Source organism: Streptomyces sp. NPDC006294 (assembly GCF_042870895.1).
In the GTDB taxonomy this organism is placed as follows: domain Bacteria; phylum Actinomycetota; class Actinomycetes; order Streptomycetales; family Streptomycetaceae; genus Streptomyces.
The window spans coordinates 1-26,335 of sequence record NZ_JBIAHV010000005.1; the positions used below are offsets into that span (position 1 = coordinate 1).

Below are 26,335 nucleotides of genomic sequence, written 5' to 3' on the forward strand. Positions count from 1 at the left end.
AGGAACCTCGACCATCCGAAGATGGACGGGGTATCAACATATCTGGCGTTGATTTTTGGCACACTGTTGAGTTCTCAAGGAACGGACGCTTCCTTTGTACTCACCCTCAGGTCTCCCTGTGGGCTTTCCTCCGGGCGCTTCCCTTCGGTCTTGCGTTTCCGACTCTATCAGACTCTTTCGTGTCCGATTCCCGGCCGGCGGGGTTCTGCTTTGCCTTTCAGGTTTCCGCTTTCGCGTTTCCCTTTCCGGCGGCTCCGACTTTATCAGAGATTCTGAGTCGGAATTCCCCGCCCCCTCCGGGCACCACGAAGCACATATAAGTGTGCGGGGTTCCCGTCCGGGCGGAGACGTAAACGTACTGGAGCGGGGTGCCCCGATGCAAATCGGGGGCCCCGCTCCGGTGTTGGCGCTGTCTGAGCAGCGCCGAGCAGCTTCGAGCAGCGCCCGAGTCGCGTCAGACCTCGACCACGACCGGGAGGATCATCGGACGCCGGCGGTAGGTGTCGGAGACCCACTTGCCCACCGTGCGGCGGACCAACTGCTGCAGTTGGTGGGGCTCGGCGACGCCGTCGGAGGCCGACCTGGCGATCGCGTCCTCGATCTTGGGCATGACCGCCGAGAACGCCGCGTCGTCGATACCGGACCCTCTCGCATGGATGTTGGGTCCGCCGACGACCTTGCCCGTCGTGCTGTCGACGACGAGGAAGACGGAGATGATGCCCTCTTCCCCGAGGATGCGACGGTCCTTGAGCGCGGGCTCCGTGACGTCACCGACGGACAGGCCGTCGACGTACACATAGCCGGCCTGGACCTTGCCGACGATTCTGGCCTTGCCGTCGACGAGGTCGACGACGACGCCGTCCTCCGCGATGACGATGTGGTCCTTGGGGACGCCCGTCAGGGCGCCGAGCTCCGCGTTGGCGCGCAGATGTCGCCATTCGCCGTGGACCGGCATCAGGTTCTTCGGTTTGCAGATGTTGTAGAAGTACAGCAGCTCGCCGGCCGACGCGTGGCCGGAGACATGCACCTTGGCGTTGCCCTTGTGGACGACGTTCGCGCCCCAGCGGGTCAGGCCGTTGATCACGCGGTAGACCGCGTTCTCGTTGCCCGGGATGAGGGACGAGGCCAGGATGACCGTGTCGCCCGGGACGATCCGGATCTGGTGGTCGCGGTTGGCCATCCGGGAGAGGGCGGCCATCGGCTCGCCCTGGGAACCGGTGCAGACGAGCACGACCTGGTGGTCGGGCAGGTCGTCAAGGGTCTTGACGTCGACGACGAGTCCGGCCGGAACCCGCAGATACCCCAGGTCACGGGCGATGCCCATGTTGCGGACCATCGAACGCCCGACGAAGGCGACGCGCCTTCCGTACTCATGAGCGGCGTCCAGGATCTGCTGGATACGGTGGACGTGGCTGGCGAAGCTGGCCACGATGATGCGCTTCTGCGCGTTGGCGAAGACGGTGCGCAGCACGTTGGAGATGTCGCGCTCCGGCGGCACGAACCCGGGGACCTCGGCGTTCGTCGAGTCCGAGAGCAGCAGATCGATGCCCTCCTCGCTCAGCCGCGCGAAGGCGTGCAGGTCGGTGAGGCGCCGGTCCAGCGGCAGCTGGTCCATCTTGAAGTCACCGGTGTGCACCGCCAGGCCCGCGGGCGTGCGGATGGCCACGGCCAGCGCGTCCGGGATGGAGTGGTTGACCGCGATGAACTCGCAGTCGAAAGGACCGATGCGCTCGCGGTGGCCCTCGGTCACTTCGAGGGTGTACGGGCGGATGCGGTGCTCCTGGAGCTTGGCCTCGATCAGCGCGAGGGTCAGCTTGGAGCCGATCAGCGGGATGTCCGGCTTCAGGCGGAGCAGGAAGGGGACGCCGCCGATGTGGTCCTCGTGGCCGTGCGTGAGCACGATGCCGTCGATGTCGTCGAGGCGGTCCCTGATGGTGGTGAAGTCCGGCAGGATCAGGTCGATGCCGGGCTGCTCCTCCTCGGGGAAGAGGACTCCGCAGTCGACGATGAGCAGCCGTCCGTCGTACTCGAAGACGGTCATGTTCCGGCCGATCTCACCGAGACCGCCGAGCGGGGTGACGCGCAGGCCGCCCTTCGCCAGTTGGGGCGGGGCGCCGAGTTCAGGATGCGGATGACTCAAAAGACTCTCCTCACCATGTACGCCTCCGGCCATGGGGCACGTGGCGTACATGACATTCATGCCACTTGCTGTTGTCTTGTCCGGCCGGGTCCGTCGGCCGACCGCTGAGGGTCGCCCGGTGTCGCGTCGGCCGGTCTTCGCCTATTCAGTTGTGAAGTCTGGTCAGAGCTGGACGCCGCCGGCCGCCAGGTCGAGCTTGAGTTGCGCGGTCTCCTCGGGGGACAGCTCGACGAGGGGCAGCCGCAGCGGGCCGGCGGGCAGCCCCTGGAGGGTCAGCGCCGCCTTGGTGGTGATGACGCCCTGGGTGCGGAACATGCCGGTGAACACCGGGAGCAGCTTCTGGTGGATCTCCGTCGCCTTCTGGACGTCTCCGCCCCGGTACGCGTCCAGCAGTGCGCGCAGCTCGGGGGTGACGACGTGGCCCACGACGGAGACGAACCCACAGGCGCCGACGGAGAGCAGCGGCAGGTTGAGCATGTCGTCGCCGGAGTACCAGGCGAGACCGCTGCGGGCGATGGCCCAGCTGGCGCGGCCCAGGTCGCCCTTGGCGTCCTTGTTGGCGACGACCCGCGGGTGGTCGGCCAGCCGGACGATCGTCTCGGTGTCGATGGGCACACCGCTGCGGCCGGGGATGTCGTAGAGCATCACGGGCAGCTCGGTCGCGTCGGCGATGGCCGTGAAGTGACGGAGCAGGCCCTCCTGCGGGGGCTTGTTGTAGTAGGGGGTCACCGCGAGCAGGCCGTGTGCGCCGGCGCGCTCGGCGGCGCGGGCGAGCTCGATGCTGTGGCGGGTGTCGTTGGTGCCGATTCCGGCGACCACGTGGGCCCGGTCTCCGACCGCTTCCAGGACCGCCCGTACGAGCTGGTCTTTCTCCGCGTCGCTGGTGGTGGGCGACTCGCCGGTGGTGCCGTTGACGATCAGGCCGTCGTTGCCTGCGTCCACGAGATGGGCGGCCAGCTGCTGGGCGCCCGAGACGTCAAGTGCGCCGTCCGCCGTGAAAGGCGTGACCATGGCGGTGAGGACCCGCCCGAAGGGGGTCTGCGGAGTGGAGATCGGAGCCATGGGTAACACGCTACTCGCTGCTCAGCGCCGGATGTCCCCTCGGGGGACGTGACGTACGACGTGGCATGCGGAGCCCGGCACTGCCTGCTCGGGGGTTCAAGCAGTGCCGGGTCCGTTTGATCAGCCTAGATGAACTTCTCGAAACGCCGCAATACGGACACTTCGCCGCGCCCGCCGTACATCTGTGCCCTAGAGGGCCGGGCGCGCCTGTGCCCTATGGGGCGATTCGTCCGTTGGCGTTGAACGCGGCGTACGTGAGCGGCATGAGCTTCGCCCAGTGCTGCTCCATCTGCTCGCCGACCATCTCGATCTCACGTTGTGGGAAGGACGGGACCTTCGCCAGCTCGTGCTGGGTGCGCAGCCCGAGGAAGTGCATCAGCGACCGGGCGTTGCACGTCGCGTACATCGAGGAGTACATGCCGACGGGGAGGACGGCCCGGGCGACCTCGCGGGCGACGCCCGCTTCGAGCATCGCGAGGTAGTGCGCGTACGACCTCTGGTACGCGTCCTCCATGGCCTCGGTGACCACCTGGTGCTGCTTCGGGTCGCCCTGGACGAATTCGTACTTGCCGGGACGCCCCTGCTGCACGAGCTTCCGGTCCTCGCCCGGGACGTAGAAGACGGGATCGAGCTGCCGGTACCGGCCGGACTCCTCGTTGTACGACCAACCCACCCGGTGCCGCATGAACTCGCGGAAGACGAAGATCGGGGCGCTGATGAAGAAGGTCATCGAGTTGTGCTCGAAGGGGCTGCCGTGGCGGTCCCGCATCAGGTAGTTGATGAGCCCCTTGGAGCGCTCGGCGTCCTTCGAGAGCTCGTCGAGGGACTGCTCGCCCGCGGTCGAGACACGAGCCGCCCACAGGACGTCCGAGTCGCTCGCAGTGTGCTTCACCAGTTCGACGGTGACGTCGCTGCGGAACTTCGGTTTGTCAGTCAGGGGTGTGTCGGTCACCGACGGGTCCTTCCAATGGCTGCGCTCCGGGCGGCGACCACTCTAGACCAGATTCCGCGGCGCTCTTTGCGCGGAAATGGCACCAACCAGCGCGTTCGTACGTCTGTATCTGTAGTAGTCGCACGCGTCACGATCTCCCGAGGAGAATCACCTGATGTTCCACCGGCGAGAAGCCGTCCCCTTCGCATTCGTCTCCGAGGCCGACGCCTTCCGCAGCAACGTCACTCCCCCGCCCCGCGTCCGTCCCAGCCGTTCACAGCTCCTGGGCCGTGGGCTCGTCGGGCTGATCGTCGTGGGCGGGCTGGCCGGGTCGCTGCTCTTCGGACTGCCCGCTCTGGAGACGGACCGGACGTCGGGGCACTCCCAGACCTCCGAAGCGTCCCAGCGCCGCTGACCTCTCCATGAGACGGACGAGCCGTTGACGGTCCGTCGCACGCCGCCGGCGTCGTGCGACGGCTCCCGGGACAACCCCCATGGCCCCCCTGGGGTGGTAGGCAACCGGCCGCCTCGGTAGCCTCACCCGGGCACAGCCCAACCGAGTGTGCTGGTGAGTGAGGATCAGTCGTGCCCCTGCCCTTCCTGACGGCCGACCGTGCTTTTGACACGCAGACGGACGACGTCGCGCTGCCTTTCGACGATCACGACCAGTGGCGGCGACCGTACCGCCCCGGGCCGTGGCGGGTGGGGGCCGCCGCACTGCTGCTGCTGCTCGCCTCGTTCGTGCTGATCGCGGCGATGATCATCGCCTTCGCCGGGGCCATGCCCGCTGCCGGTGCGTGCTTCCTGCTGGGCTTCACGGTGATCGTGGCCGCGCTGAGGCTGCTGCGCATGGGTGTCTGGGTCAGCCGGCACGGACTGCGGCGCGTCGCCTTCTTCGTGACGAGCACGACGCAGTGGCGTCGCACCTCTGAGCTCCGCACGGTGCAGCAGCCCGTGCGCTGGCTCGGGCTGCCGCGGACGGTGCAGGGGCAGGCACTGGTGCTGGCCCGGCAGGGCGAGCCGGTCACCCTGCTCACCGACCACAACGCCGACTTCCTGTCGCGCCCCGAGGCTTTCGACCGCGCCGCGGACACCATCGAGGCGTGGGGCGCCGAGTACCGCAACAGCTGACCGGCGCCCGCCCCGGGGCCTCCCCGGCCGACGGCGTCAGCTCGGGACGGGCCTGCCGTCGTGCAGGGCGATCGCCCGCTGCATCGCCCGCCGGGCCCGCGGGGTGTCACGCGCGTCGTGATAGGCGACGGCCAGCCGGAACCAGCAGCGCCAGTCGCCGGGTGAGTCCTCGGTCTCCGCACGCCGCTTGGCGAAGACGGCGTCCGCCGAATCACGGTCGATGCGCCCGCCGGGCGTCCGGACCAGCTCGTCGACCGGCAGCCCGCCCTCCGCCTCCAGCTCCGCGGCCAGCCGGTTGGCCCGGCTGACGAACTGGGTGTTCTTCCACAGGAACCAGCCGCCGATCACCGGCAGGATCAGCACGGCGAGCCCGAACGTGACCGTGAGCGCGGTGCCCTGCTTCAGCAGCATCACGCCCCGGCTGCCGACCAGGACGAAGTAGACGACCAGGACGGCAGCCGTGACGAAGTACGTGATCTTTGCGCGCATGGTCCGCCTCAGCCGAGGTCGAGGAAGTTCTCCAGGCCGAACGTGAGGCCGGGAGCGGACACCACACGGCGGACGCCGAGCAGGATGCCGGGCATGAAGCTGCTGTGGTGCAGGGAGTCGTGGCGGATCGTGAGCGTCTCGCCCTCGCCGCCGAGCAGGACCTCCTGGTGGGCCAGCAGACCGCGCAGCCGTACCGCGTGCACCGGGACGCCGTCGACGTCCGCGCCCCGCGCGCCGTCCAGTGCGGTGACCGTGGCGTCGGGCTGCGGCGCGCAGCCGGCCTCCGCGCGGGCGGCCGCGATGAGCTGCGCCGTGCGGGTGGCGGTGCCGGAGGGGGCGTCCGCCTTGTTCGGGTGGTGCAGCTCGACGACCTCGACCGACTCGTAGTAACGAGCGGCCTGCTGGGCGAACTTCATGGTGAGGACGGCGCCGATGGAAAAGTTGGGCGCGATGAGCACACCGGTCCGCGGGGAGGCCGCGAGCGCGGTGTTCAGCCGCGCGAGCCGGTCGTCCGTCCAGCCCGTCGTCCCGACGACCGCGTGCATTCCGTGGCGTACGCAGAAGTCCAGGTTGTCCATGACGGACGCCGGGGTGGTGAGTTCGACGACGACCTGGGCGCCGGACTCCACGAGGGACTCGAGCTCGTCGCCGCGGCCGAGCGCCGCGACGAGTTCCATGTCCTCGGCGGCCTCGACCGCTCGTACCGCCTCGGAGCCGATACGGCCCTTGGCGCCGAGAACGGCCACACGCAGCTTGCTCATCGCTTCGTTTCCTTAGGGGTTAGGAGACCGCTTCGTGGAGGCGGTCCGCCTGCTTGTCCTTGAGCGGGCCGATGACCGACAGCGACGGACGCTGCCCCAGTACGTCCGCGGCCACCGCGCGCACCTCGTCGGGGGTGACCGCCGAGATCCGGGCGAGCATCTCGTCGACCGACATCTGGGAGCCCCAGCACAGCTCGCTCTTGCCGATGCGGTTCATCAGCGCGCCCGTGTCCTCCAGACCGAGGACCGTGGACCCGGAGAGCTGACCGATCGCGCGGCCGATCTCCTCGTCGGGCAGCCCTTCCGAGGCGACCCGGTCGAGCTCGCCGCGGCAGATCTTGAGCACGTCGTGGACCTGGCTGGGCCGGCAGCCCGCGTACACGCCGAAGAGGCCGGTGTCCGCGAAGCCCGAGGTGTACGAGTACACGCTGTAGGCGAGGCCGCGCTTCTCCCGGACCTCCTGGAAGAGGCGTGAGGACATGCCGCCGCCGAGCGCCGTGTTCAGGACGCCGAGGGCCCAGCGGCGGTCGTCGGTGCGGGCGAGGCCCGGCATGCCGAGCACCACGTGCGCCTGCTCCGTCCTGCGGCTGAGCAGGTCGACCTTGCCCGCCGTGCGCAGTACGCGGTTCCCGGAGCGGGGCGCGGTGGGCACGGCGTCCGTACGGGAGAGCGCGCCGGCCTTCTCGAAGGCGCGGCGGACCTGGCGGACGACCGTGGCGTGATCGATGTTGCCGGCCGCGGCGACGACCAGGTGGGTCGGGTCGTAGTGCTTCTTGTAGAAGCGGCGGACGCGGTCAGCGGTCAGCGCGTTCACCGTGTCGACGGTGCCGAGGACCGGGCGGCCCAGGGGGGTGTCGCCGAACATGGTCTGCGCGAACAGGTCGTGGACGCAGTCGCCTGGGTCGTCCTCGGTCATCGCGATCTCTTCGAGGATGACGCCGCGCTCGGCGTCGACGTCCTCCTGGAGGATCAGCGAGCCGGTGAGCATGTCGCACACGACGTCGATGGCGAGCGGCAGATCGGTGTCGAGCACCCGCGCGTAGTAGCAGGTGTACTCCTTGGCGGTGAAGGCGTTCATCTCGCCGCCGACCGCGTCGAGGGCGGCGGAGATGTCCAGCGCGGAACGCTTCTTCGTGCCCTTGAAGAGGAGGTGCTCGAGGTAGTGCGTGGCGCCGCCGAGCGACGGCGTCTCGTCGCGCGAGCCGACGTGCGCCCAGATGCCGAAGGTGGCGGACCGTACGGAGGGCAGGGTCTCGGTGACCACGCGCAGCCCGCCGGGGAGGGTGGTGCGCCGGACGGTGCCGATGCCGTCCTTGCCCTTGAGGAGTGTTTGGGTACGGGCGACGGCCCGCGCCTCCGAGGAGGTGCGGGCCGTCGCCTGCGAACTACGGGACGTCACTGGTCGGTGTCGTCCTTTGCGTCGTCGCCCTCTTCGCCCTCGACCACGGGGATGAGGGAGAGCTTGCCGCGCGAGTCGATCTCGGCGATCTCGACCTGGACCTTGGAGCCCACGGCGAGCACGTCCTCGACGTTCTCCACGCGCTTGCCGCCGGCGAGCTTGCGGATCTGCGAGATGTGCAGCAGACCGTCCTTGCCCGGGAGCAGGGACACGAACGCACCGAAGGTCGTCGTCTTCACGACGGTGCCCAGGTAGCGCTCGCCGACCTCCGGCATGGTCGGGTTGGCGATGCCGTTGATCGTGGCGCGGGCGGCCTCGGCCTGCGAACCCTGCTGGGCACCGATGTAGATGGTGCCGTCGTCCTCGATCGTGATGTCGGCGCCGGTGTCCTCCTGGATCTGGTTGATCATCTTGCCCTTGGGGCCGATGACCTCACCGATCTTGTCCACGGGGATCTTGACGGTGATGATCCGCGGGGCGTTGGGGGACATCTCGTCCGGGACGTCGATGGCCTCGTTCATCACATCGAGGATGTGGAGGCGGGCGTCGCGGGCCTGCTTCAGCGCGGCGGCCAGGACCGAGGCGGGGATGCCGTCGAGCTTGGTGTCGAGCTGGAGCGCGGTGACGAAGGTCTTCGTACCGGCGACCTTGAAGTCCATGTCACCGAACGCGTCCTCGGCACCGAGGATGTCGGTGAGGGCCACGTAGTGCGTCTTGCCGTCGATCTCCTCGGAGATCAGGCCCATGGCGATACCGGCGACGGGGGCCTTGAGCGGCACACCGGCGTTCAGCAGCGACATGGTGGAGGCGCAGACCGAGCCCATGGACGTCGAGCCGTTGGAACCGAGAGCCTCGGACACCTGGCGGATCGCGTACGGGAACTCCTCGCGCGTCGGCAGCACCGGCACCATGGCGCGCTCGGCGAGCGCGCCGTGGCCGATCTCGCGGCGCTTGGGCGAGCCCACGCGGCCGGTCTCACCGACGGAGTACGGCGGGAAGTTGTAGTTGTGCATGTAGCGCTTGCGGGTCACCGGGGAAAGGGTGTCCAGCATCTGCTCCATGCGGAGCATGTTCAGGGTGGTGACGCCCAGGATCTGGGTCTCGCCACGCTCGAACAGCGCGGAGCCGTGCACGCGCGGGATCGCCTCGACCTCGGCGGCCAGCGTACGGATGTCCGTGATGCCGCGGCCGTCGATGCGGACCTTGTCCTTGATGATCCGCTCGCGGACCAGCTTCTTGGTCAGCGCGCGGTAGGCGCCCGAGATCTCCTTCTCGCGGCCCTCGAAGGCCGGGAGGAGCTTCTCGGCGGCGAGCTCCTTGATGCGGTCGAGCTCGGTCTCGCGCTCCTGCTTGCCCGCGATGGTGAGCGCCTGGGCGAGCTCGCTCCTGACCGCGGCGGTGAGCGCCTCCAGGACGTCGTCCTGGTAGTCGAGGAAGACGGGGAACTCGCCGGTGGGCTTGGCAGCCTTGGCGGCGAGGTCCGACTGCGCCTTGCACAGGACCTTGATGAAGGGCTTCGCGGCCTCGAGACCGGCGGCGACGATCTCCTCGGTCGGCGCTTCCGCGCCGCCCTTGACGAGCTCGATCGTCTTCTCGGTGGCCTCGGCCTCGACCATCATGATCGCGACGTCGCCGTCCTCCAGGACGCGACCGGCGACCACCATGTCGAAGACGGCGTCCTCGAGCTCGGTGTGCGTCGGGAAGGCGACCCACTGGCCCTTGATCAGCGCGACACGGGTGCCGCCGATCGGGCCGGAGAAGGGCAGGCCGGCCAGCTGCGTGGAGCAGGAGGCGGCGTTGATCGCGACCACGTCGTACAGGTGGTCGGGGTTGAGAGCCATGATCGTCTCGACGATCTGGATCTCGTTGCGCAGGCCCTTCTTGAAGGAGGGGCGCAGCGGCCGGTCGATCAGGCGGCAGGTGAGGATCGCGTCCTCGGAGGGCCGGCCCTCACGGCGGAAGAACGAGCCGGGGATCTTGCCGGCTGCGTACATCCGCTCCTCGACGTCCACCGTGAGGGGGAAGAAGTCGAGCTGGTCCTTGGGCTTCTTGGAAGCGGTGGTGGCCGACAGCACCATGGTGTCGTCGTCCAGGTACGCCACGGCGGAACCGGCGGCCTGCTTGGCAAGGCGGCCCGTCTCGAAGCGGATGGTGCGGGTACCGAAGGTGCCATTGTCGATGACGGCCTCGGCGTAGTGGGTCTCGTTCTCCACCAGCGGTTTCTCCTACGTATCGTCTTTTGCCCGCCGGCCCGTGTGGCCGGGGACGGAGCGGAGAAGCGCGCCCTGTGTGCGGGCCGGTCTTCGATCGAAGCACCCGGGGATGTTGTCCGGGGGCCACTACCGAGGACCGGCGGCGAGGAGGCGGCCTCTCGCTCATGAGTGTGTCGTTGTGCGACCAGACTAATTGGCGTCCGGCCCATCGCGCACGTACAGCGGCGTGTGCGACGGGTACTGCGGGTGCGGAAGGTCCGGCGAGTACAGCAAAGGGAGCGGCCCCATCGTGGGAACCGCTCCCTTCACGGCGACTTACTTGGCGCCGGCCGCACCGCGGCGGATACCGAGCCGGTCGACCAGCGTACGGAAGCGCTGGATGTCCTTCTTGGCCAGGTACTGCAGCAGACGGCGGCGCTGACCGACCAGGATCAGCAGACCACGACGGGAGTGGTGGTCGTGCTTGTGCGTCTTGAGGTGCTCGGTCAGGTCCGAGATACGGCGGGAGAGCATCGCGACCTGCACCTCGGGGGAACCGGTGTCGCCCTCCTTGGTGCCGAACTCGTCGATGAGCTGCTTCTTCGTAGCGGCGTCGAGAGACACTCGGTACTCCTCTTGGTGTTTCGATGCGCCCGCGAGTGCCCCTGGTCTCTGTCTCAGGGGAGCTTCCGTGACTCGGAGGCGAAGGCCGATGGGCGCTGCACCCGGGGTGATCCGGGGCGCGTACACAGACGGCCGTCACACAGCGTACCAGTCCGCCGGAGCCCGTCCGGCCGGGGACCCGGCGGCTGGTGCCGCGACCGGCCAAAGGTTGCCGGGAGGGGCACTAGCTGGTGAGCGACCGGGCCGCGCCGTAGACGTCGAGCACGGCCAGGCAGAGCGGGACCAGGGAGAGGAGCACCGCGCCCTCGGCGATGTCGAGGAGTCGGCCCCAGAAGGGTGACAGGCCCTTCTTCGGGATGACGAGACCGATCGCCGTGACCAGGGCGGCGCCCGCTGCCACCGCGGCCGTGAGCCAGATCGTACGGATGTCCAGGCCGGCCCGGTCGCCGTACATCAGCAAGTCCTTCACCAGGTCGACCGGCGGGTTCAGCGAGACGCCGAGGACGAGCAGGCCGATGGCGGCGATGCCGGCGACCAGGGTGCAGGCGACCTGGGACGTGTAGCGGAAGAGGCGGGCACGCAGAAGCATCGCGAGACCGGCGGCCAAGGCCAGGCACTGACCCCAGACATTGCTGGAGAAGCCGAGCACGGCGGCGCAGCCGACGACGACCGCGGCGCAGCCGCCGACCAGGCCGAGCAGCATCTCGTGACCCCGGCGCGCCTGGGCGGCGATCCGCTCGGCGTCGACCGGCTCCGCCTCGGGCGTCGCGTCGGGGTCGGCGTAGGCGTCGCTGTCGAAGTCGTCGGCGGCGCTGCGGGGAGCGGCGTAGCCGATGGGCAGCCGGGCGAAGCGTGCGGACAGGCCCGGCAGGAAGGCGACCAGGCCGATGCCGACCGGTACGACGACGGCCGCTGTCCCGGTCGCTGAGGAATCGGCCGTGATCGCCACGAAGGTGGCGACGGTGCCGGTGGCCGCGAGGAAGGTGGCGGCGACGAAGGGGGCGTCACCACTCGGGGTCAGGGCGACGAGCGCCACCGAGGCGATCAGCACGGCCACACAGCCGAGCAGGAACTGCAGTCGGCCGGGGCCGTGGCCCGCGTCCGGGCCGATGATCCCGGAGCCCGCGATCAGCAGAAGCGGCAGCGCCCCCAGCCCGAGTGCGACGGCCGTGGCACGGTCCCCGTAGACCCGTGCCCGTACGCCCGCGAAGGCGGTGAGGAGCACACCGGCGGCGCCCGCGATGATGCCGGGCAGGCCGTGCATGTCGTGGCGGACCGGATCGGCGAACCACAGCACGAAGCCCATCAGGACCAGCAGGACCACACCACCGACGAGACCGGCGCCGCGCAGCAGGTCGTCGCTCCACAGATGACGGTCGCGCACCACGGCCGATGCCACCGCGTCCGAGACGTCGTCGAAGACCGCCGGGGGCAGCGACTCGGCGAAGGGGCGCAGGCTCAGCACCTCGCCGTCGAGCACCTGTTGGGCGGCGAGGGAGCGGGCGCCCTCGAGGACCGTGCCGTCCCGGCGGACCAGGTGATACCCCGTGGGCGCGCCGGCGGCCTGGGTCTGACCGGTCAGGCGCAGAATCTCCGGGTAGACGTCGGCGACGGCGATGTCCTCGGGGAGGGCGACATCGATACGGCTGTCCGGCGCCACCACTGTGACGCGGCAGAAGCCGGTCGCTGCGGTCGTACTCACGTGTGTGGACCCCCTGATTCGCGGTTGCGCACGATGCGCGCGCCACCCTACCGGGACACGCCGAACGGGTCTGCAAGTAGGATCACCGTCGCGCGGAGGGGAGCGCGCCGATCACCCGGTTCCGGGACGTCGGTGGCGGAAGGTGCCCATCCGTTCTTCCGTCCGTCTCGAGGGATTGATGCTCCGGTGAGCCAGATCGTCGTGAAACGCCCGCCGAGGTCCCTGCCGCCCGAAGTTCCCGTCGAGGAACTGATGCTGGAGGCGCCTCCGGAACTTCCGCGCGGCCAGCAGGAGGGCATGCTGATGCAGGTCCTGCCGGTGCTCGGCATGGGCTCGTCCGTGGTCTTCTTCTTCTCGCCGCAGGCACCGCCCTTCATGCGCATCATGGGTGTGCTGATGCTGGTGTCGACGCTGGCGATGGTCATCGCACAGGTCGTCAGGCACCGCCGGGGTACGCAGGGGCAAATGGCAGATGTCCGCCGCGACTACCTCAAATACCTCGCGCAGACCCGGCGTACCGTGCGCAGGACCGCCCGTAAGCAGCGTGATGCCCAGCTGTATCTGCACCCTTCCCCCGAGCAGTTGTGGTCGGTGGTCGCCGAGGGGTCGCGGCTCTGGGAACGGCGCGTGGGTGACAAGGACTTCGCGCAGGTCCGCGTCGGCCTCGGAGCCCAGCAGCTCGCGACACCGCTGATAGCTCCTGACACGGCGCCGGTCGATGAGCTGGAGCCGCTCGCGGCCGGTGCGATGCAGCAGTTCCTGGCGACGCACGGCTCGTTGGACGGACTGCCGATGGCTGTCTCGATGCGCGCCTTCTACCACGTGACCGTCTCCGGCGAGCCCGAGTCGGCGCAGTCCACGACCCGCGCGCTCGTCGCCCAGCTGGTGACGCTGCACTCGCCCGAGGACCTGATGCTGGCGGTGGTGACCGCGCCGGGCGCGGTCGCACGGTGGGACTGGACGAAGTGGCTGCCGCACACCCAGGTTCCCGGCCAGGTGGACGGCGCGGGCACCAAGCGCCTGTTCGGCGACGACCTCGGAGAGCTGGAGCAGCTGCTGCACAGCCGGCTCGACGGCCGGCCTCGTTTCAGCCGTGAGAACCAGCCCGTGATGGACCAGCCGCACATCGTCGTGGTCCTCGACGGCGGGATGGTGCCGCCGGACTCGCTGTTCGCGGCGGCCGAAGGGCTGCAGGGCGTCACCATCGTCGAGGTCGTCCCCGGCGACCTCGACGAGCCGCGCGGCGGGCTGTCCATCGTGGTGCGCCCGGGCAGGCTCCGGCTGGAGTCGGGCTCCCGGGTCGCGTACGAGGGGGTGCCCGACGGCATCTCGCTGCCCGCGGCGGAGGCACTGGCCCGCCAGCTTGCCCCACTGCGGATGGGGGGTGGTGACGACGACGAACCGCTGCTCGCCAACCTGGACTTCACGGATCTGCTGAACCTCGGCGACGCCGCCGGGGTCGATGTGGCCCGCACCTGGCGTCCCCGTTCGGTGGCCGAGCGGCTGCGGGTGCCGATCGGTGTCGGCGAGGACGGCCAGCCGGTCATGCTGGACCTCAAGGAGGCCGCGCAGGAGGGCATGGGCCCGCACGGTCTGTGCGTCGGCGCGACCGGTTCCGGCAAGTCGGAACTGCTGCGGACCCTGGTGCTCGGCCTCGCCGTGACGCACTCCTCCGAGACGCTCAACTTCGTCCTCGCGGACTTCAAGGGTGGTGCGACGTTCGCGGGAATGTCGCAGATGCCGCACGTCGCGGCCGTCATAACCAACCTGTCGGACGACCTGACACTGGTCGACCGCATGGGCGACGCGATCCGCGGTGAGCTGCAGCGCCGCCAGGAACTGCTGCACAAGTCGGGCAACTACGCCAACATCCACGACTACGAGAAGGCCCGTGCGGCCGGTGCCGCCCTGGAGCCCCTCGCGTCGCTCGTGCTGGTCCTGGACGAGTTCTCCGAACTCCTCACGGCCAAGCCCGACTTCATCGACATGTTCATCCAGATCGGCCGCATCGGCCGTTCGCTGGGTGTGCATCTGCTTCTCGCGTCGCAGCGCCTCGAGGAGGGCAAGCTGCGCGGCCTCGACACCTATCTGTCGTACCGGATCGGTCTGCGCACCTTCTCGGCGGCCGAGTCGCGCACGGCGATCGGCGTCCCCGACGCCTACCACCTGCCCTCCGTGCCGGGTTCGGGCTATCTGAAGTTCGGTACGGAGGAGATGACCCGCTTCAAGGCGGCGTACGTCTCGGGTACGTACCGCACCGGCGGGCCCGACCTGTCGATGGGCCCGCTGCCCATCGAGCGACGGCCCGCCGTGTTCACCGCGACACCCGTACCGGTCGTGTACGCGGCTCCGGACCCGGCGGCGGACAACGGACCGACCACCCCGGACGATGCCCTCTCCGACACGGTCCTCGATGTGATCGTGCGCCGGCTGGAGGGCCAGGGCGTGCCGGCGCATCAGGTGTGGCTGCCGCCGCTGGACCAGGCGCCGACCCTCGACCAGCTGCTGCCCGGCCTCGCTCCGACCCCGGATCGCGGGCTGAGTGCCACCGAGTACACCCGGCCCGGCGGTCTCGTCGTCCCGCTGGGTCTGATCGACAAGCCGTTCGAGCAGCGTCGCGAAGTGCTGTACCGGGACTTCTCCGGCGCGGCCGGCCACATGATGGTCGTGGGCGGTCCGCAGTCCGGCAAGTCGACGCTGATGCGGACGCTGATCTCCTCCTTCGCGCTCACCCATACGCCGAGCGAAGTCCAGTTCTACGCACTCGACTTCGGTGGTGGCGGCCTGTCGTCCCTCAGCGACCTGCCGCACGTCGGTGGCGTCGCCTCACGCCTCGACCCGGAGCGGGTGCGGCGTGCCGTCGCCGAGGTCCTGGGTGTGCTGAACCGGCGTGAAGAGTTCTTCCGCGCCAACGGCATCGACTCCATGCAGACGTACCGGCGCAAGCGGGCGGCGGGCGAGCTGCCCGGCGAGGCCTGGGGGGACGTCTTCCTGGTCATCGACGGCTGGGGCGGCTTCAAGAACGACTACGAGATGCTGGAGCCGATCGTCTCGGACCTCGCCGCTCGTGGTCTCGGCTACGGCATCCACGTCGTCATCACGGCCGCCCGTTACATGGAGGTGCGGGCGGCACTCAAGGACCAGATGCTCGGCCGGCTCGAGCTTCGCCTGGGTGATGTCATGGACTCCGAGTTCGACCGCAAGGTCGCGGCGAACGTCCCGGCCGGGGTGCCGGGCCGCGGCCAGGTGCCGGAGAAACTGCACTTCATGGCCGCGCTGCCGCGGATCGACTCGATGAGCAGCTCCGCCGATCTGGCCGAGGGCGCTGGGGCGTTCGTCGAGTCCGTCAAGGGCCACTGGTCGGGTCCGCCCGCACCGGCGATCCGGCTGCTGCCCCGCCGGCTCCTCGCGGAGCAGCTGCCGAAGGGCTTCGAGTACCCGCAGCACGGCATCGCGATCGGCATCGACGAGACAAACCTGGAACCGGTGTTCGTCGATTTCGAGACGGACCCGTTCCTGATGGTGTTCGGCGAGAGCGAGTCCGGGAAGACGAATCTGCTGCGGCTGGTCGCCAAGCAGATCTGCGAGCGGTACACGCCCGAACAGGCTCGGATCGTCGTGGGTGACTACCGGCGCACCATGCTGGAGGCGGTCCCGGGGACCCACCTGCTCGAGTACGCGCCGATGGCGTCGGCCATGGAGATGCACATGGAAGCGATCTCCACGGTGATGCAGCGGCGCGCGCCGAAACCGGACATCACACCGCAGCAACTGCGCGACCGCAGTTGGTGGTCGGGGCCACAACTGTTCGTCCTGATCGACGACTACGAGCTGGTCGCGACCAACTCGGCGAACCCGCTGGCGTCGCTGGCCGAGCAGCTGCCGTACGCGCGCGATGTCGGTGTCCGCTTCATCGTCGCGCGCAACGCGGCCGGCGCGTCCCGGGCCATGTTCGAGCCGTTCATGCAGCGGATGAAGGAACTGGGCGCCCAGGGCGTGGTCCTGTCCGGCAACCCGAGCGAGGGCGACATCATGGGCAACGTGCGCGCCCGCCCGATGCCTCCCGGTCGCGGCACGTTCGTGTCGCGCAAGCGAGGCAATCCGCTGGTGCAGCTCGGCTGGTTCCCCGGTCAGTGAACGGGTCGATGCACAGCGCCCCGGCGGTCGACAAGACCGCCGGGGCGCACGCAGTAGTGTGGCCCTCTGCACCTCGTAGGCCAACCCATGGGAGGGACCGCGCCGATGGCTGACGCAGTCGAGAAGGAACGCCAGAAGGACGAGCTGTACGCCCTCGACATCTCCGGGGTGGAGTGGGTCGGCGCTCCCGGCACGAGTCCGGACGAGGAGCGGGTGGAGATCGCCCACCTGCCGAACGGCGCGGTGGCGATGCGGTCGTCACTCGACCACGACACCGTGCTGCGCTACACGGAAGCCGAGTGGCGAGCGTTCGTGCTGGGCGCACGGGACGGGGAGTTCGACCTCAAGTAGCCGTGACGACGCGAGGGGGCTGCCCGCCGTCGGCGGGCAGCCCCCTCGCGTACGGGAGACGGTTCGCTCAGCCCATCATCATGCGGAAGCGGGCGGCGTTGCCCTTGTCGGTGTCCTGGTAGCCGACAACAGCGTCGCCGAGCAGGCGGGCGATCGTCTGCAGGTCCTGGTTCATGCCTTCCATGTCGGAGGCCAGCTGGCGCTGGATGGCCACGTAGGCCTCCTTGGCCTCACCCTGCCACGAACCGGCGACGCGGTTGACGTGTCCCAGCAGGGTGCGGAGTTCCGCGTCCAGGTCCGAGGCGGTCTTGAGCGTGTCGCGCGCGGCCTGGGTCACTGTGTCGTAATTGACGGCAGTGGTCATGGTGTGCTCCTAGTAGCGAAGTTCAACGAAATGGGTTCAGGCGGTCGGACTGCCTGGATCAGACGTCGAGGATGGCGCTGCTGTTGCCCTTCGCGTTCTCCATGCCGGCGAAGGACGACATGCGCTTGCGCTCCTCCTCGTCGAAGCCGTCGGCGCTGATCTTCACCATTCGCTCGAGGTTCTCGAGGCTCTGCTGCAGGCTGCTCAGACGGCGGTTCACACGCGTCTGCACCGCGTCGTACTGCTGGCTCGCCGCACCCTTCCAGCCCGCCTGGATGGTGTCGACCACCCGGTTCAGGGAGGTGATCCGGTTGCCCAGCTCGATCTGGAAGTTCTGGATCTTGCCACTGAGTTCGGTGATATCACCGGTGGTTACGTCGAGGTTCTTGTCCGACATCGTGCCCCTTCTTCCTGCGACAGTGACTGTAGACGGAAGCCGTTCGGATGCCGCCCCCGTGACCCGGACCAATGGTCCGACCGTCAGTCTATCCACTTGATATGACGGTTCCAACTGCAAAGTGTTTTACGGTTACTTGCTTCAGCGTGCCCGTTTCCGCGCAGTGTCCCTGATGACCGTCGCCGTGCCGGCGATCACCGTCACCAGTACGACGCAGATTCCCAGCGCATAGGTTGCATAGCGTTCGTTGCGTTCCTGCACGGTCTCCGTCATCGCCAGATGCGCCGGTTCCGGCGCGGGCGGTGCGGCCGGGCCGGGGTCGGCGCGCGGGGCCGCCTGAGGCTTTTCGTCGCCGCTGAGGGCGCGTACCGGGTCGACCACGCCCCAGCCGACGAAGTTGTCGCGACCGTTGATGCTGCGGGTGGCGGTCTGCTCGATCTCGGCGATGATCTGGGCCGGCGTCCACTTCGGGTGCTTGGCCGTCAGCAGGGCCGCGACCCCGGCGACATACGGCGCGGAGAAGCTGGTGCCGTTGTCGACACACTGCCCGTTGCCAGGAACCGTGGAGACGATGTCCACACCGGGCGCCGCCACGCCGACGAAGGCGCCGGCCTGGGAGAACGGCGCGCGCTCGTTGTTGCGGTCGGAGGAGGCCACGGCCAGCACGCCCGGGAACGCGGCGGGATAGGTGTTCTTGACCTTGCCGTCCATGCCGTCGTTGCCCGCGGAGGCGACGACCACGACGCCCGCGCCTATCGCCCGCTGCACCGCCTTGTTGAGCGCCGAGTCGGCTCCGAGCGGCTTGGTGGTGTCCTGGGAGATGTTGATGACGTCGGCGCCCTTGGCGACGGCGTGGTCGATCGCCGTGGCCATCGTCAGGTCGTTGCCGCTGTTGTTCTCGTCGTTCTGGCGGATCGGGATGATGGTGGACTCGGGCGCGATCCCGACGAAGCCGGTCCCCTTACGGGGGCGCGCGGCGATGATGCCCGCGACCTTGGTGCCGTGGCCCACCAGGTCCACGGTTCCGTCGGTCTTGCCGCGCTTCTCGTCGCTGTTGTTCTTGTCGGGCTTGAGAAGGTCCTTGCCCGCGGAGGCGTCGACGGCCGGCTTCAACTGGACGTTGTCGTTGTCGACCCCGGTGTCGATGACGGCGACGCGGACACCCTTGCCCTTGGTGTCCTGCCACAACTCGTCGAGCAGAACCCGCTGGAGGGGCCACGGAGTGTCCGCGATCTGCTCCTTCATCGGGAAGGTGCACTCGCCACTGCCGTCGAGCGCGGCGCCCTCCGGCCCTTCGGCGGCCACGGCGGCCGAGGGCGCGACGGACAGTGCGGTGAGCAACACGGCGGCGGCCGCCGCGGCTCGCTTACGCGGATACGGCATCGGCACTCCTTACGAACCCTGCGGCTGGCGTGCGCTGTTGGTGTCCAGACGCGGCCCCTTGGACAGGAATTCCGACCACACGATGGGGACCAGCGAAGGGACGATCCTGCCGTATCCGAGGCGGATCTGCGCCTGGCTGGGCTCGGGACGACCGTCCTGCTGGTCTCCCTGCCCCCCTGCGCCGATGTCCGACCGTTCGGAGTCACTGTCACCGTTCGCCTGGACCGCGTAGCGCAGTCCGGTGTCCGTCACCAGGAAGAGCGACCCGTCCGGCTTCGTCTGCCGGCCCTGCACCTGGGTGTAGAGCATTCCGGAGCCGGGGGTGACGTAGGTGCTCGTGCCGCCCGCGGTGATCTCCGCCGGATAGGCGGACCCTGCCCAGGTGGACAGCGTCGTACGACCCTTATTGTCCACTTTCCGCAGCACGTTGCACACGGTGTCGCGGCCCCCGGTCGCGGAGTTGACGTGCTCGGACTTCTTCTCCGGCCAGCGCTTCTCGGCGGCGAAGACGTCCGGCTCCGGGGTGAAGGATGCGGCGTCGACGACCGTGGCCCGCCCGCCCATGTCCAGGCTGTCGGTCTGCGGGGAGTTGATCAGGAGCCACGCGGTGAAGTCCGACACCGGCTGCACCTTGCCCTCGAGGACGACGTAGTGCCGCGGCCCGGCGCCCGTCTGAGCCTGGAGCACCACGCCCACCCGGTCCTGCTCGGCGGTCAGCCCGCCGCCGACACCGGCCGGTGCGCCCACCTCACCGGGGATCACGGGGAAGTCGACCGGGCTGCCGTCGTGCAGAGTCGCCAGCCAGTCCTCCGTGACCGGCTGCGGTTCGGTGCGGTCGCCGACGAGCGCGCGAGTGAGGAGGTCCGCATCGGTCTTCGTCCCGCGCACCAGGTACTTGGTTCCCGCCGCGTCGACGAGGTAGCGCCCGCTCTTGCCCTCGACGTAAAGGACCTGGCCTCCCTGAAGCCTGCCCTTGCCCTCGGTCCTCTCCAGGTCGCGCTCGGCGAAGATGAATGTCGCCTTCTGCGCTGACGCGCCCTTGCCGGCGCCCGGCTGCTCGCACACCGCCCAGCGCTTGGCCTTGGCCGCCTCCTTCTCGCTGGGCAGACGGTCGGGGGCGTACGGGATGCCGAGGATCGGGCCCCTGGGCGGCTTGCCCGAGTCGAGGACGTCGTCGGCGACCTGGATGACCTTGAACTGATCGGGCGTCAGCAACAGCCGTGCGGAGGCCAGATTCAGCACCGGGTGGAGCAGCACCTTCTTGCTCTTGCCCTTGCCGGTCTGGAGCACCACGTAACGGGTGGTGGAGTCCTTGCCCACAATCACCCTGGTGCCCGGCGCCGCCCAGTCCTTGGGGGCCTTGGGCTTGAACATGCCGAAGGCGCCGAAACCGGCCACGATCAGCACACCCACGATCAGACTCGGCACGATTGCGCGCAGCGGCCTGGGGGCGCCCTCTTCCGTGCCGGAGGGGGAGGGTTGGAGGAATGCCGCCACCGTGCGCTTCTTCGCAAAGGTGTATGCGTTGAGCTCATCCCGCCGTGATGCCATGAGTCCCCATTGGTAAAGAAGGCACTGTCTCCCCGCGGGGCCCTTGTGGTGAGCACGGTCCCCGGGCCCTGCGTGTCGGACCGGCCCCCTACTATGCCTGTTGATCGATGGTGCTCGTGGGGCGGGTAGGGTGATCCAGCCGCCGGAAGCCTTGCTGTGCAGGGCTGGACAGGGGTGATCGGGATGAATCGGGGCCTAATGAACCGGGGGGTGCCCACATGACGGCTTCCGCGACGCGCGCGCGGCCCGCGGCCCGCAGACGCTCGTCAGCACCGCCGGCTCCTTCCTCCGCGGGCACCGGCGCCCCTCGTCTGCGGGCGCGGCCCGGCCACTTCGGCACGTTCCGACTGCAACAGCTCGTATTGATCGAGATAGCCGCCGCCGTGATGCTGGTGGCCTGGATCGCCGACCCGCTCCTGCTCGTCCCGGCGGGCGTGCTCGCGGCCCTGCTGGTGCTGCTCGCGGTGGTGCGCAGGCACCGCCGCTCGCTGCCCGAATGGCTTTCCACCGTGTTCGCCCTGCGCGCGCGCACGCGGCGGGCGAAGTCTCTGGTCATCCCCCCGGACACCGAGCCGGGACTGGCGCCGGTCGTGGAGTGCGACCCGGCCCTGCGCACCTACACGTACAGCGACCGTGACCGGCGTCCGGTCGGGATGATCGGCGACGGCACGTTCCTGACCGCCGTGCTCCAGGTCGAGACGGACACGACGGCGCTGCGCCCGGAGCGCACCGCCCGGCCTCTCCCCATGGCCGTGGTCGGAGAGATCATGGAGGTGGACGGCATCCGGCTGGAGTCCGCCCAGATCGTCCAGCACACCCAGCCCGCGCCCGCCCCCCACCTGCCTCAGCAGTCCATCGCGGCACGCAACTACGCGCCGCTGCAGGCTCAGACCGGATCGCCGGCGCTGCGGATCACCTGGATCGCCCTGAAGCTCGACCCCGAACTGTGCCCGGAGGCGGTCGCCGCCCGTGGCGGCGGCCTCGAAGGTGCGCAGAAGTGCGTGGTGCGCGCGGCGGACCAGCTGGCGAGCCGTCTCACGGGCGCAGGTTTCCGGACGACCGTGCTGACCGAGCAGGAGCTCACGTCGGCCATCGCCACCTCGTCCTGTGCCAGCCCCATGGCCATCGCACAGGCGGGCCGGGCCGAAGTGCCCGCCCGGCGCACCCAGGAGACCTCCCGCACCTGGCGCATCGACGACCGCAGGCACACGACGTACTGGGTGGGCCGCTGGCCCGGGCTCGGCGGCGGTGGAGCCTCCATGCCTCAGCTGGTGGCCCTGCTCACCTCGATTCCCGCACTGGCGACGACGTTCAGTCTGACGCTGGGACAGGGCGACCGGCAGGGCGTGACGGTCACCGGGCATGTCCGGATCACCGGGCGCAGCGACGAGGAACTGGTCGCCGCACGTCACGAACTGGAGCGGGCGGCCCGTGGGGTCAGGACCGGTCTGGTGCGACTCGACCGCGAGCAACTGCCCGGCATGCTCGCCACACTGCCGCTCGGGGGAGCCCGCTGATGTCCGCACCCGCCGCCAAGCCGCGCATCGGTTTCGGTCTCGTCGGCCCCCGCAGGGACCGGCATGCGATGTCCGTGGACCAACTTGCCGCCCTCACTCTTCCGGTCGGGGACGACGGCATGGTCATCGGTGTCGACGCCGAGGGCAAGCCTGCCGTCCTGGGCATCAATCGCCCCACCCCGTACGACGTCACGCTGATCGGCGGTCTGTGGACGGCACAGATCCTCGCCCTGCGCGCTGCCGCCACAGGCGCCAGGGTCACCGTCGAGACGGGACGGGCGCCGGCGTGGACCACGCTGGCGCAGGCCGCCGGGGGTGGCCAGCAGTGCATCTCGCTCCACGATGTGGGCCGGGTGCCGCCGCAGGGCCCGTCGGCCGGGAGTCCCGTGGTCGTGGTGCGTGACTGCGGAATGCGGCCGCCGCGGGGGCGTGTCATCTCAGGTCCGTGGCAGTCGGTACTGACCCTGTTGCCTTATCTGAGCCCGGTCGCACCTCGGCTGATGGAAAAGTCCGGCCTGGTCGGCGTCCAGCGCGTCTCACCCGACGAGGCACGGCATATCGGTCGCATCATGCATCTGCCACAGGCGGAGACGGAAGCGCTCTCCACGCTCGCCGACGGAGTGACCCTCTGGTGCACGCCGAGGGACCGTCAATTCGTCATGACACAGGCCACCGACGCCGAGACCGGATTGTTGGGCAGCGCCCGGCGGATGGACTGAGCGGGGCGGTTCCGTTCGGGGTTGTGCCGGTTTGCCCTGGCGGATTTCTTACGCTCCGGTGTACCCGGGTCACCTGGGGGCAAGGCGTGATGTAGGGGACAGTAGCCGACGCCAGGACGGGCCTGCCGTAGTGGTGTGGTCGGCGATTAGGGTGGGTCGGGGCACGGCGGAAGAACCTGCGGGCGTACCGGCCGCGTCCCAGGGGGAGAGCCGGGCCGATCCGAAGAAGGCGGTGGCCCCCACCCACGACGGCACAAGGGTGCTCGACCACACCAGGAGGCAAAGTGAACGGCGATCGGGACGACATCCACGGGGGCTGGAACATTCCCGTCGACGAGTCCGACGCGGAGCCCGCAGAGATGACGGGTGAGTTCACCATCGACTACACCCCGCCTGCCTGGTACACGCAGAACGCGTCGGGCGACACCTCTGGCGCGGGCTCCGGGCAGGCGCCCACGCCGCCCCCGCCGCAGGGTGCGCCCGTGGCCGTGCCGGGGCTGCCCGCGGGGAGCGGTTACGAGCCCAACTGGGCGGCCACGCCCGCACCGTCCGCGCCCCCAGCGTCCGCGCCCCCAGCGTCCGCGCCCGCACCGTCCGCGCCCGCACCGTCCGCGCCGCAGGAACCGGCGCCCGCCGCGGCCCCGGTCGTGCCGGCGCCCTCGCCCGCACCGGACGACGCGCAGGCGTCCGGGCCGGCCGCTGCTCCGGAGCCCGCGGCCGCTTCCGCCGAGCCGGACGAGCCGGAGCTGTCGTGGCAGTCCTTCGGGGGCGGCGGCGATGTGGAGAGCGGCGCCACCATGCGGTTCTCCCCCGCCGCGCTGCAGCGTGAGATCGCCGAGCGGACCGCGGCGGAGGCGGGCGGGGCGGACGGCACCTCCGCCGAGTCCGACGCGTCCGCGCCCCGAGAGGAGTCGGAACCGGGCCCTGAGCTCCCCGCGCCGACGACCGCGGCGGACGACGCCGCCCCGGAGGACGGTGACGCGGACGGTGACGCCGAGCCCGGCGACAGTACGTCCGGCAGCGCGGCCGAAGAGCCCGCGCCCGCCGGCACGTCTGCCGAGGACTCCGCCGACGGCCCGGACGCCGGCACCGACAGCACCGACAGCACCGACTCCGACGACCGCGCCGACGCGCCCCGGGACACCGGCCCGTCCGCGGACGACGAGCCCTCCGACGCCGCGCCCGCCCCGGCGGCCGCCGCGGACAGCGCCCCGCCGGCTCCCGCAGAGCCGCAGGACTCCCCGGCGACCGGTCAGCCCTGGGCGCCGACCGCACAGGGCGGCGGACTGCCGCCGCTCCCGCCCGAGTTCCAGCCGGCCGCACCGGCGGCGGCACCGCAGTGGCCGGCGTCCCAGGCGCCTGGCGCGGACCCGTCCGCGCAGGCACCGGGGCAGCCGGCGGGCTACGGCTACCCGCAGCCGGGACAACCGCAGCCCGGACAGCCCGCCTACCCCGCCGCCCCTGCCCCTACCCCTGCCACTGCTCCGGCACCCGCACCTGCGCCGCAGGGCGGGTACGGCTTCCCGCAGCAGGGCGCCCCCGGCCAGGCGGCCCAGGGCGGATACGGGTTCCCCCAGCAGGGCGCCCCTGGACAGCCCCAGCCTCAGCCCCAGGGCGGCGGATACGGCTTCCCGCAGCAGGGCCGGCCGCACGCGCAGCCCGCGCCCGGCGCACCCGGTCAGGCTCCCCAAGGCGGTTACGGCTTTCCCCAGCCGGACCAGCCGCACCCCGGACAGCCCGGCCCCGGCGCGCCCGCGCCGCTCCCCCCACAGGCCGGCCAGCCGCCGCACGCACAGCAGCCCCAGCCCCAACCGCCGCACGGCCAGCCGCCCCAGGTCCAGCCGCAGCAGGCGCCCCCACAGCAGGGCGGTCCCCAGAACCAGAACCAGCCCGGGTACGCGTACCCCCAGCAGCCCGGTCCGCCCGTCGACCCGCGTACCGCTGGGGCCTGGCCCACGCCGGTCACGCACGACCAGCGCGAGCGTTCGGTGCCGGGCGCTCCGCTCGGCTACACGGCGGCCGTCGAGCTGTCCTCCGACCGGCTGCTGCGCAACAACAAGCCGAAGCCCAAGTCGAGCCGCAATCCCTCCGGCGCCAACCGCTTCAAGCTCGGCGGCAAGAAGGAGGAGGCCGAGCGGCAGCGGAAGCTGGAGCTGATCCGTACGCCGGTGCTGTCCTGCTACCGGATCGCGGTCATCTCCCTCAAGGGCGGTGTCGGCAAGACGACGACCACCACGGCGCTGGGTTCGACGCTCGCCACGGAGCGGCAGGACAAGATCCTCGCGATCGACGCCAACCCGGACGCCGGCACGCTGGGCCGCCGGGTGCGCCGTGAGACCGGGGCCACCATCCGTGACCTGGTCCAGGCGATCCCGTACCTCAACTCGTACATGGACATCCGCCGCTTCACCTCGCAGGCGCCCTCGGGTCTGGAGATCATCGCCAACGACGTGGACCCGGCCGTCTCGACGACGTTCAACGACGAGGACTACCGGCGCGCGATCGACGTGCTGGGCAAGCAGTACCCGATCATCCTCACCGACTCGGGCACGGGCCTGCTCTACAGCGCGATGCGCGGGGTGCTGGACCTGGCCGACCAGCTGATCATCATCTCGACGCCGTCCGTCGACGGCGCGAGCAGCGCGTCGACCACGCTGGACTGGCTGTCCGCCCACGGGTACGCCGAGTTGGTGCAGCGTTCGATCACGGTCATCTCCGGGGTCCGCGAGACCGGCAAGATGATCAAGGTGGACGACATCGTGCAGCACTTCCAGACGCGCTGCCGCGGTGTCGTGGTCGTGCCGTTCGACGAGCACCTCGCGGCGGGCGCGGAGGTCGACCTCGACATGATGCGGCCGAAGACGCGTGAGGCGTACTTCAACCTGTCCGCGCTGATCGCCGAGGACTTCGTACGCGCCCAGCAGCAGCAGGGGCTCTGGACGGCGAACGGCAACCCGCCGCCGCAGGCCGCCCCGCCGATGCCGGGCCACGGCCAGGGACCGTGGCAGGGCCAGCCGCAGCCGGGGCAGCCCGTACCCGGACAGCCGCAGCCAGGACAGCAGGGCCCCGGACAGCCGTACCCGCCCCAGCCGCAGCACCCTCAGCAGCCCCAGCCTCCGTACGGCGGGCCCCAGCAGGGATACCCGCCGCAGGGCCAGGCCTGGCAGCAGCAGCCCCCGGCCCACCAGGCCCACCCGGCCGCCCCGGCCGGTCCGCAGTCCCCCGGGGCCGCCGGGCCCGAGGCGCAGGCGCAGGTTCCGCCCGGTCAGTTCCCGCCCGCCGGCTGGCCGCAGCAGCAGCCCCCGCAGCCGCCGCCAGCCCCTCAGCAGTAACGCGACAGAGGTCTGAACCAATGAGGGCCCGCACCGACTCACCGGTGCGGGCCCTCGTCGTATTCCCGCAGCCCACACGGTGTTTGAGGGGCCGTTGACGCGGCATGACCGCCCTGATAGACCTTCGCTTCACCAGCTGGCGAACCAGAGATC

The 26,335-nt window shown here is 70.0% G+C and carries 20 protein-coding genes; 7 read left to right on the forward strand and 13 right to left on the reverse strand.

The window, feature by feature from the left end:
• Window positions 1–454 precede the first annotated feature (454 nt).
• From ACFYOP_RS09835 to thyX, 3 genes are all read right to left on the reverse strand, one after another.
• Entirely contained in the window at window positions 455–2,140 is a 1,686-nt protein-coding gene (locus tag ACFYOP_RS09835) for a ribonuclease J (RefSeq protein WP_356899558.1), read from the reverse strand.
• Between the two features lie 162 nt (window positions 2,141–2,302).
• On the reverse strand, window positions 2,303–3,202 hold the full coding sequence (gene dapA / locus ACFYOP_RS09840) for a 4-hydroxy-tetrahydrodipicolinate synthase (protein ID WP_356899559.1): 900 nt from the start codon (window positions 3,200–3,202) through the stop codon (window positions 2,303–2,305).
• A gap of 214 nt (window positions 3,203–3,416) precedes the next feature.
• Window positions 3,417–4,154 carry an FAD-dependent thymidylate synthase gene (gene thyX, locus ACFYOP_RS09845; protein ID WP_356899560.1) on the reverse strand — a complete coding sequence of 246 codons (738 nt, stop codon included), beginning with the start codon at window positions 4,152–4,154 and terminating at the stop codon, window positions 3,417–3,419.
• 154 nt (window positions 4,155–4,308) lie between these two features.
• Here thyX and ACFYOP_RS09850 point away from each other — a divergent pair, with 154 nt between their 5' ends.
• Both ACFYOP_RS09850 and ACFYOP_RS09855 read left to right on the forward strand, forming a co-directional pair.
• Complete coding sequence (locus tag ACFYOP_RS09850; RefSeq protein ID WP_356899561.1) at window positions 4,309–4,548, forward strand: hypothetical protein; 240 nt, start codon at window positions 4,309–4,311, stop codon at window positions 4,546–4,548.
• Window positions 4,549–4,718: 170 nt separating this feature from the next.
• On the forward strand, window positions 4,719–5,264 hold the full coding sequence (locus tag ACFYOP_RS09855) for a hypothetical protein (RefSeq protein ID WP_356899562.1): 546 nt from the start codon (window positions 4,719–4,721) through the stop codon (window positions 5,262–5,264).
• Between the two features lie 36 nt (window positions 5,265–5,300).
• On the opposite strand, the gene ACFYOP_RS09860 is transcribed toward ACFYOP_RS09855, so the two are convergent.
• The 6 genes from ACFYOP_RS09860 to eccD form a co-directional block, all read right to left on the reverse strand.
• On the reverse strand, window positions 5,301–5,753 hold the full coding sequence (locus tag ACFYOP_RS09860) for a tetratricopeptide repeat protein (protein ID WP_356899563.1): 453 nt from the start codon (window positions 5,751–5,753) through the stop codon (window positions 5,301–5,303).
• Window positions 5,754–5,761: 8 nt separating this feature from the next.
• Window positions 5,762–6,514, reverse strand: a complete 753-nt coding sequence (dapB, locus tag ACFYOP_RS09865) for a 4-hydroxy-tetrahydrodipicolinate reductase (RefSeq protein WP_356899564.1) — start codon at window positions 6,512–6,514, stop codon at window positions 5,762–5,764.
• Window positions 6,515–6,533: 19 nt separating this feature from the next.
• Window positions 6,534–7,913: a pitrilysin family protein gene (locus ACFYOP_RS09870; protein WP_356899565.1), complete on the reverse strand. Its 1,380-nt coding sequence runs from the start codon at window positions 7,911–7,913 to the stop codon at window positions 6,534–6,536.
• Window positions 7,910–10,126: a polyribonucleotide nucleotidyltransferase gene (locus tag ACFYOP_RS09875; RefSeq protein WP_356899566.1), complete on the reverse strand. Its 2,217-nt coding sequence runs from the start codon at window positions 10,124–10,126 to the stop codon at window positions 7,910–7,912. The genes ACFYOP_RS09870 and ACFYOP_RS09875 overlap by 4 nt, the downstream gene beginning before the upstream one ends.
• Window positions 10,127–10,441: 315 nt before the next feature.
• Window positions 10,442–10,729: a 30S ribosomal protein S15 gene (gene rpsO / locus ACFYOP_RS09880; RefSeq protein ID WP_356899567.1), complete on the reverse strand. Its 288-nt coding sequence runs from the start codon at window positions 10,727–10,729 to the stop codon at window positions 10,442–10,444.
• Between the two features lie 223 nt (window positions 10,730–10,952).
• Window positions 10,953–12,431, reverse strand: coding sequence for a type VII secretion integral membrane protein EccD (eccD, locus tag ACFYOP_RS09885; RefSeq protein ID WP_356899568.1), 1,479 nt, complete (start codon window positions 12,429–12,431; stop codon window positions 10,953–10,955).
• A 186-nt stretch (window positions 12,432–12,617) separates the two neighbouring features.
• Between eccD and eccCa the strand changes: the two genes are divergently transcribed.
• Both eccCa and ACFYOP_RS09895 read left to right on the forward strand, forming a co-directional pair.
• Window positions 12,618–16,568 carry a type VII secretion protein EccCa gene (gene eccCa / locus ACFYOP_RS09890; protein ID WP_356899569.1) on the forward strand — a complete coding sequence of 1,317 codons (3,951 nt, stop codon included), beginning with the start codon at window positions 12,618–12,620 and terminating at the stop codon, window positions 16,566–16,568.
• A gap of 105 nt (window positions 16,569–16,673) precedes the next feature.
• Window positions 16,674–16,919 (forward strand): DUF397 domain-containing protein, encoded by a 246-nt coding sequence (locus ACFYOP_RS09895; RefSeq protein ID WP_356899570.1) that lies wholly within the window; start codon window positions 16,674–16,676, stop codon window positions 16,917–16,919.
• Between the two features lie 67 nt (window positions 16,920–16,986).
• Here the strand turns inward: ACFYOP_RS09895 and ACFYOP_RS09900 are convergent, their stop codons facing one another.
• From ACFYOP_RS09900 to eccB, 4 genes are all read right to left on the reverse strand, one after another.
• Entirely contained in the window at window positions 16,987–17,283 is a 297-nt protein-coding gene (locus ACFYOP_RS09900; protein ID WP_356895773.1) for a WXG100 family type VII secretion target, read from the reverse strand.
• Window positions 17,284–17,341: 58 nt separating this feature from the next.
• Window positions 17,342–17,680, reverse strand: coding sequence for a WXG100 family type VII secretion target (locus ACFYOP_RS09905; protein WP_356895771.1), 339 nt, complete (start codon window positions 17,678–17,680; stop codon window positions 17,342–17,344).
• A gap of 141 nt (window positions 17,681–17,821) precedes the next feature.
• The gene (gene mycP, locus ACFYOP_RS09910) at window positions 17,822–19,063 is read right to left on the reverse strand and encodes a type VII secretion-associated serine protease mycosin (protein ID WP_356895769.1); all 1,242 of its coding nucleotides are present in this window, start codon (window positions 19,061–19,063) and stop codon (window positions 17,822–17,824) included.
• A gap of 9 nt (window positions 19,064–19,072) precedes the next feature.
• A complete protein-coding gene (gene eccB, locus ACFYOP_RS09915; RefSeq protein ID WP_356895767.1) occupies window positions 19,073–20,614 on the reverse strand; it encodes a type VII secretion protein EccB in 1,542 nt (513 codons plus the stop codon).
• 218 nt (window positions 20,615–20,832) lie between these two features.
• On the opposite strand from eccB, the gene eccE reads away from it, so the two are divergent.
• From eccE to ACFYOP_RS09930, 3 genes are all read left to right on the forward strand, one after another.
• The gene (eccE, locus tag ACFYOP_RS09920; protein ID WP_356895765.1) at window positions 20,833–22,131 is read left to right on the forward strand and encodes a type VII secretion protein EccE; all 1,299 of its coding nucleotides are present in this window, start codon (window positions 20,833–20,835) and stop codon (window positions 22,129–22,131) included.
• A complete protein-coding gene (locus tag ACFYOP_RS09925; RefSeq protein ID WP_356895763.1) occupies window positions 22,131–22,850 on the forward strand; it encodes a hypothetical protein in 720 nt (239 codons plus the stop codon). Before eccE ends, ACFYOP_RS09925 begins: the two co-directional genes overlap by 1 nt.
• 284 nt (window positions 22,851–23,134) lie before the next feature.
• Window positions 23,135–26,182 (forward strand): SCO5717 family growth-regulating ATPase, encoded by a 3,048-nt coding sequence (locus ACFYOP_RS09930; protein ID WP_356895761.1) that lies wholly within the window; start codon window positions 23,135–23,137, stop codon window positions 26,180–26,182.
• Window positions 26,183–26,335 lie beyond the last annotated feature (153 nt).

Coding starts and splice junctions, on each gene's coding strand:
- dapA (WP_356899559.1), bottom strand. CDS start 3,202: ATGGCTCCGATCTCCACTCCGCAGACCCCCTTCGGGCGGGTCCTCACC.
- ACFYOP_RS09850 (WP_356899561.1), top strand. CDS start 4,309: ATGTTCCACCGGCGAGAAGCCGTCCCCTTCGCATTCGTCTCCGAGGCC.
- ACFYOP_RS09860 (WP_356899563.1), bottom strand. CDS start 5,753: ATGCGCGCAAAGATCACGTACTTCGTCACGGCTGCCGTCCTGGTCGTC.
- dapB (WP_356899564.1), bottom strand. CDS start 6,514: ATGAGCAAGCTGCGTGTGGCCGTTCTCGGCGCCAAGGGCCGTATCGGC.
- ACFYOP_RS09895 (WP_356899570.1), top strand. CDS start 16,674: ATGGCTGACGCAGTCGAGAAGGAACGCCAGAAGGACGAGCTGTACGCC.
- ACFYOP_RS09900 (WP_356895773.1), bottom strand. CDS start 17,283: ATGACCACTGCCGTCAATTACGACACAGTGACCCAGGCCGCGCGCGAC.
- ACFYOP_RS09905 (WP_356895771.1), bottom strand. CDS start 17,680: ATGTCGGACAAGAACCTCGACGTAACCACCGGTGATATCACCGAACTC.
- mycP (WP_356895769.1), bottom strand. CDS start 19,063: ATGCCGTATCCGCGTAAGCGAGCCGCGGCGGCCGCCGCCGTGTTGCTC.
- eccB (WP_356895767.1), bottom strand. CDS start 20,614: ATGGCATCACGGCGGGATGAGCTCAACGCATACACCTTTGCGAAGAAG.
- eccE (WP_356895765.1), top strand. CDS start 20,833: ATGACGGCTTCCGCGACGCGCGCGCGGCCCGCGGCCCGCAGACGCTCG.
- ACFYOP_RS09925 (WP_356895763.1), top strand. CDS start 22,131: ATGTCCGCACCCGCCGCCAAGCCGCGCATCGGTTTCGGTCTCGTCGGC.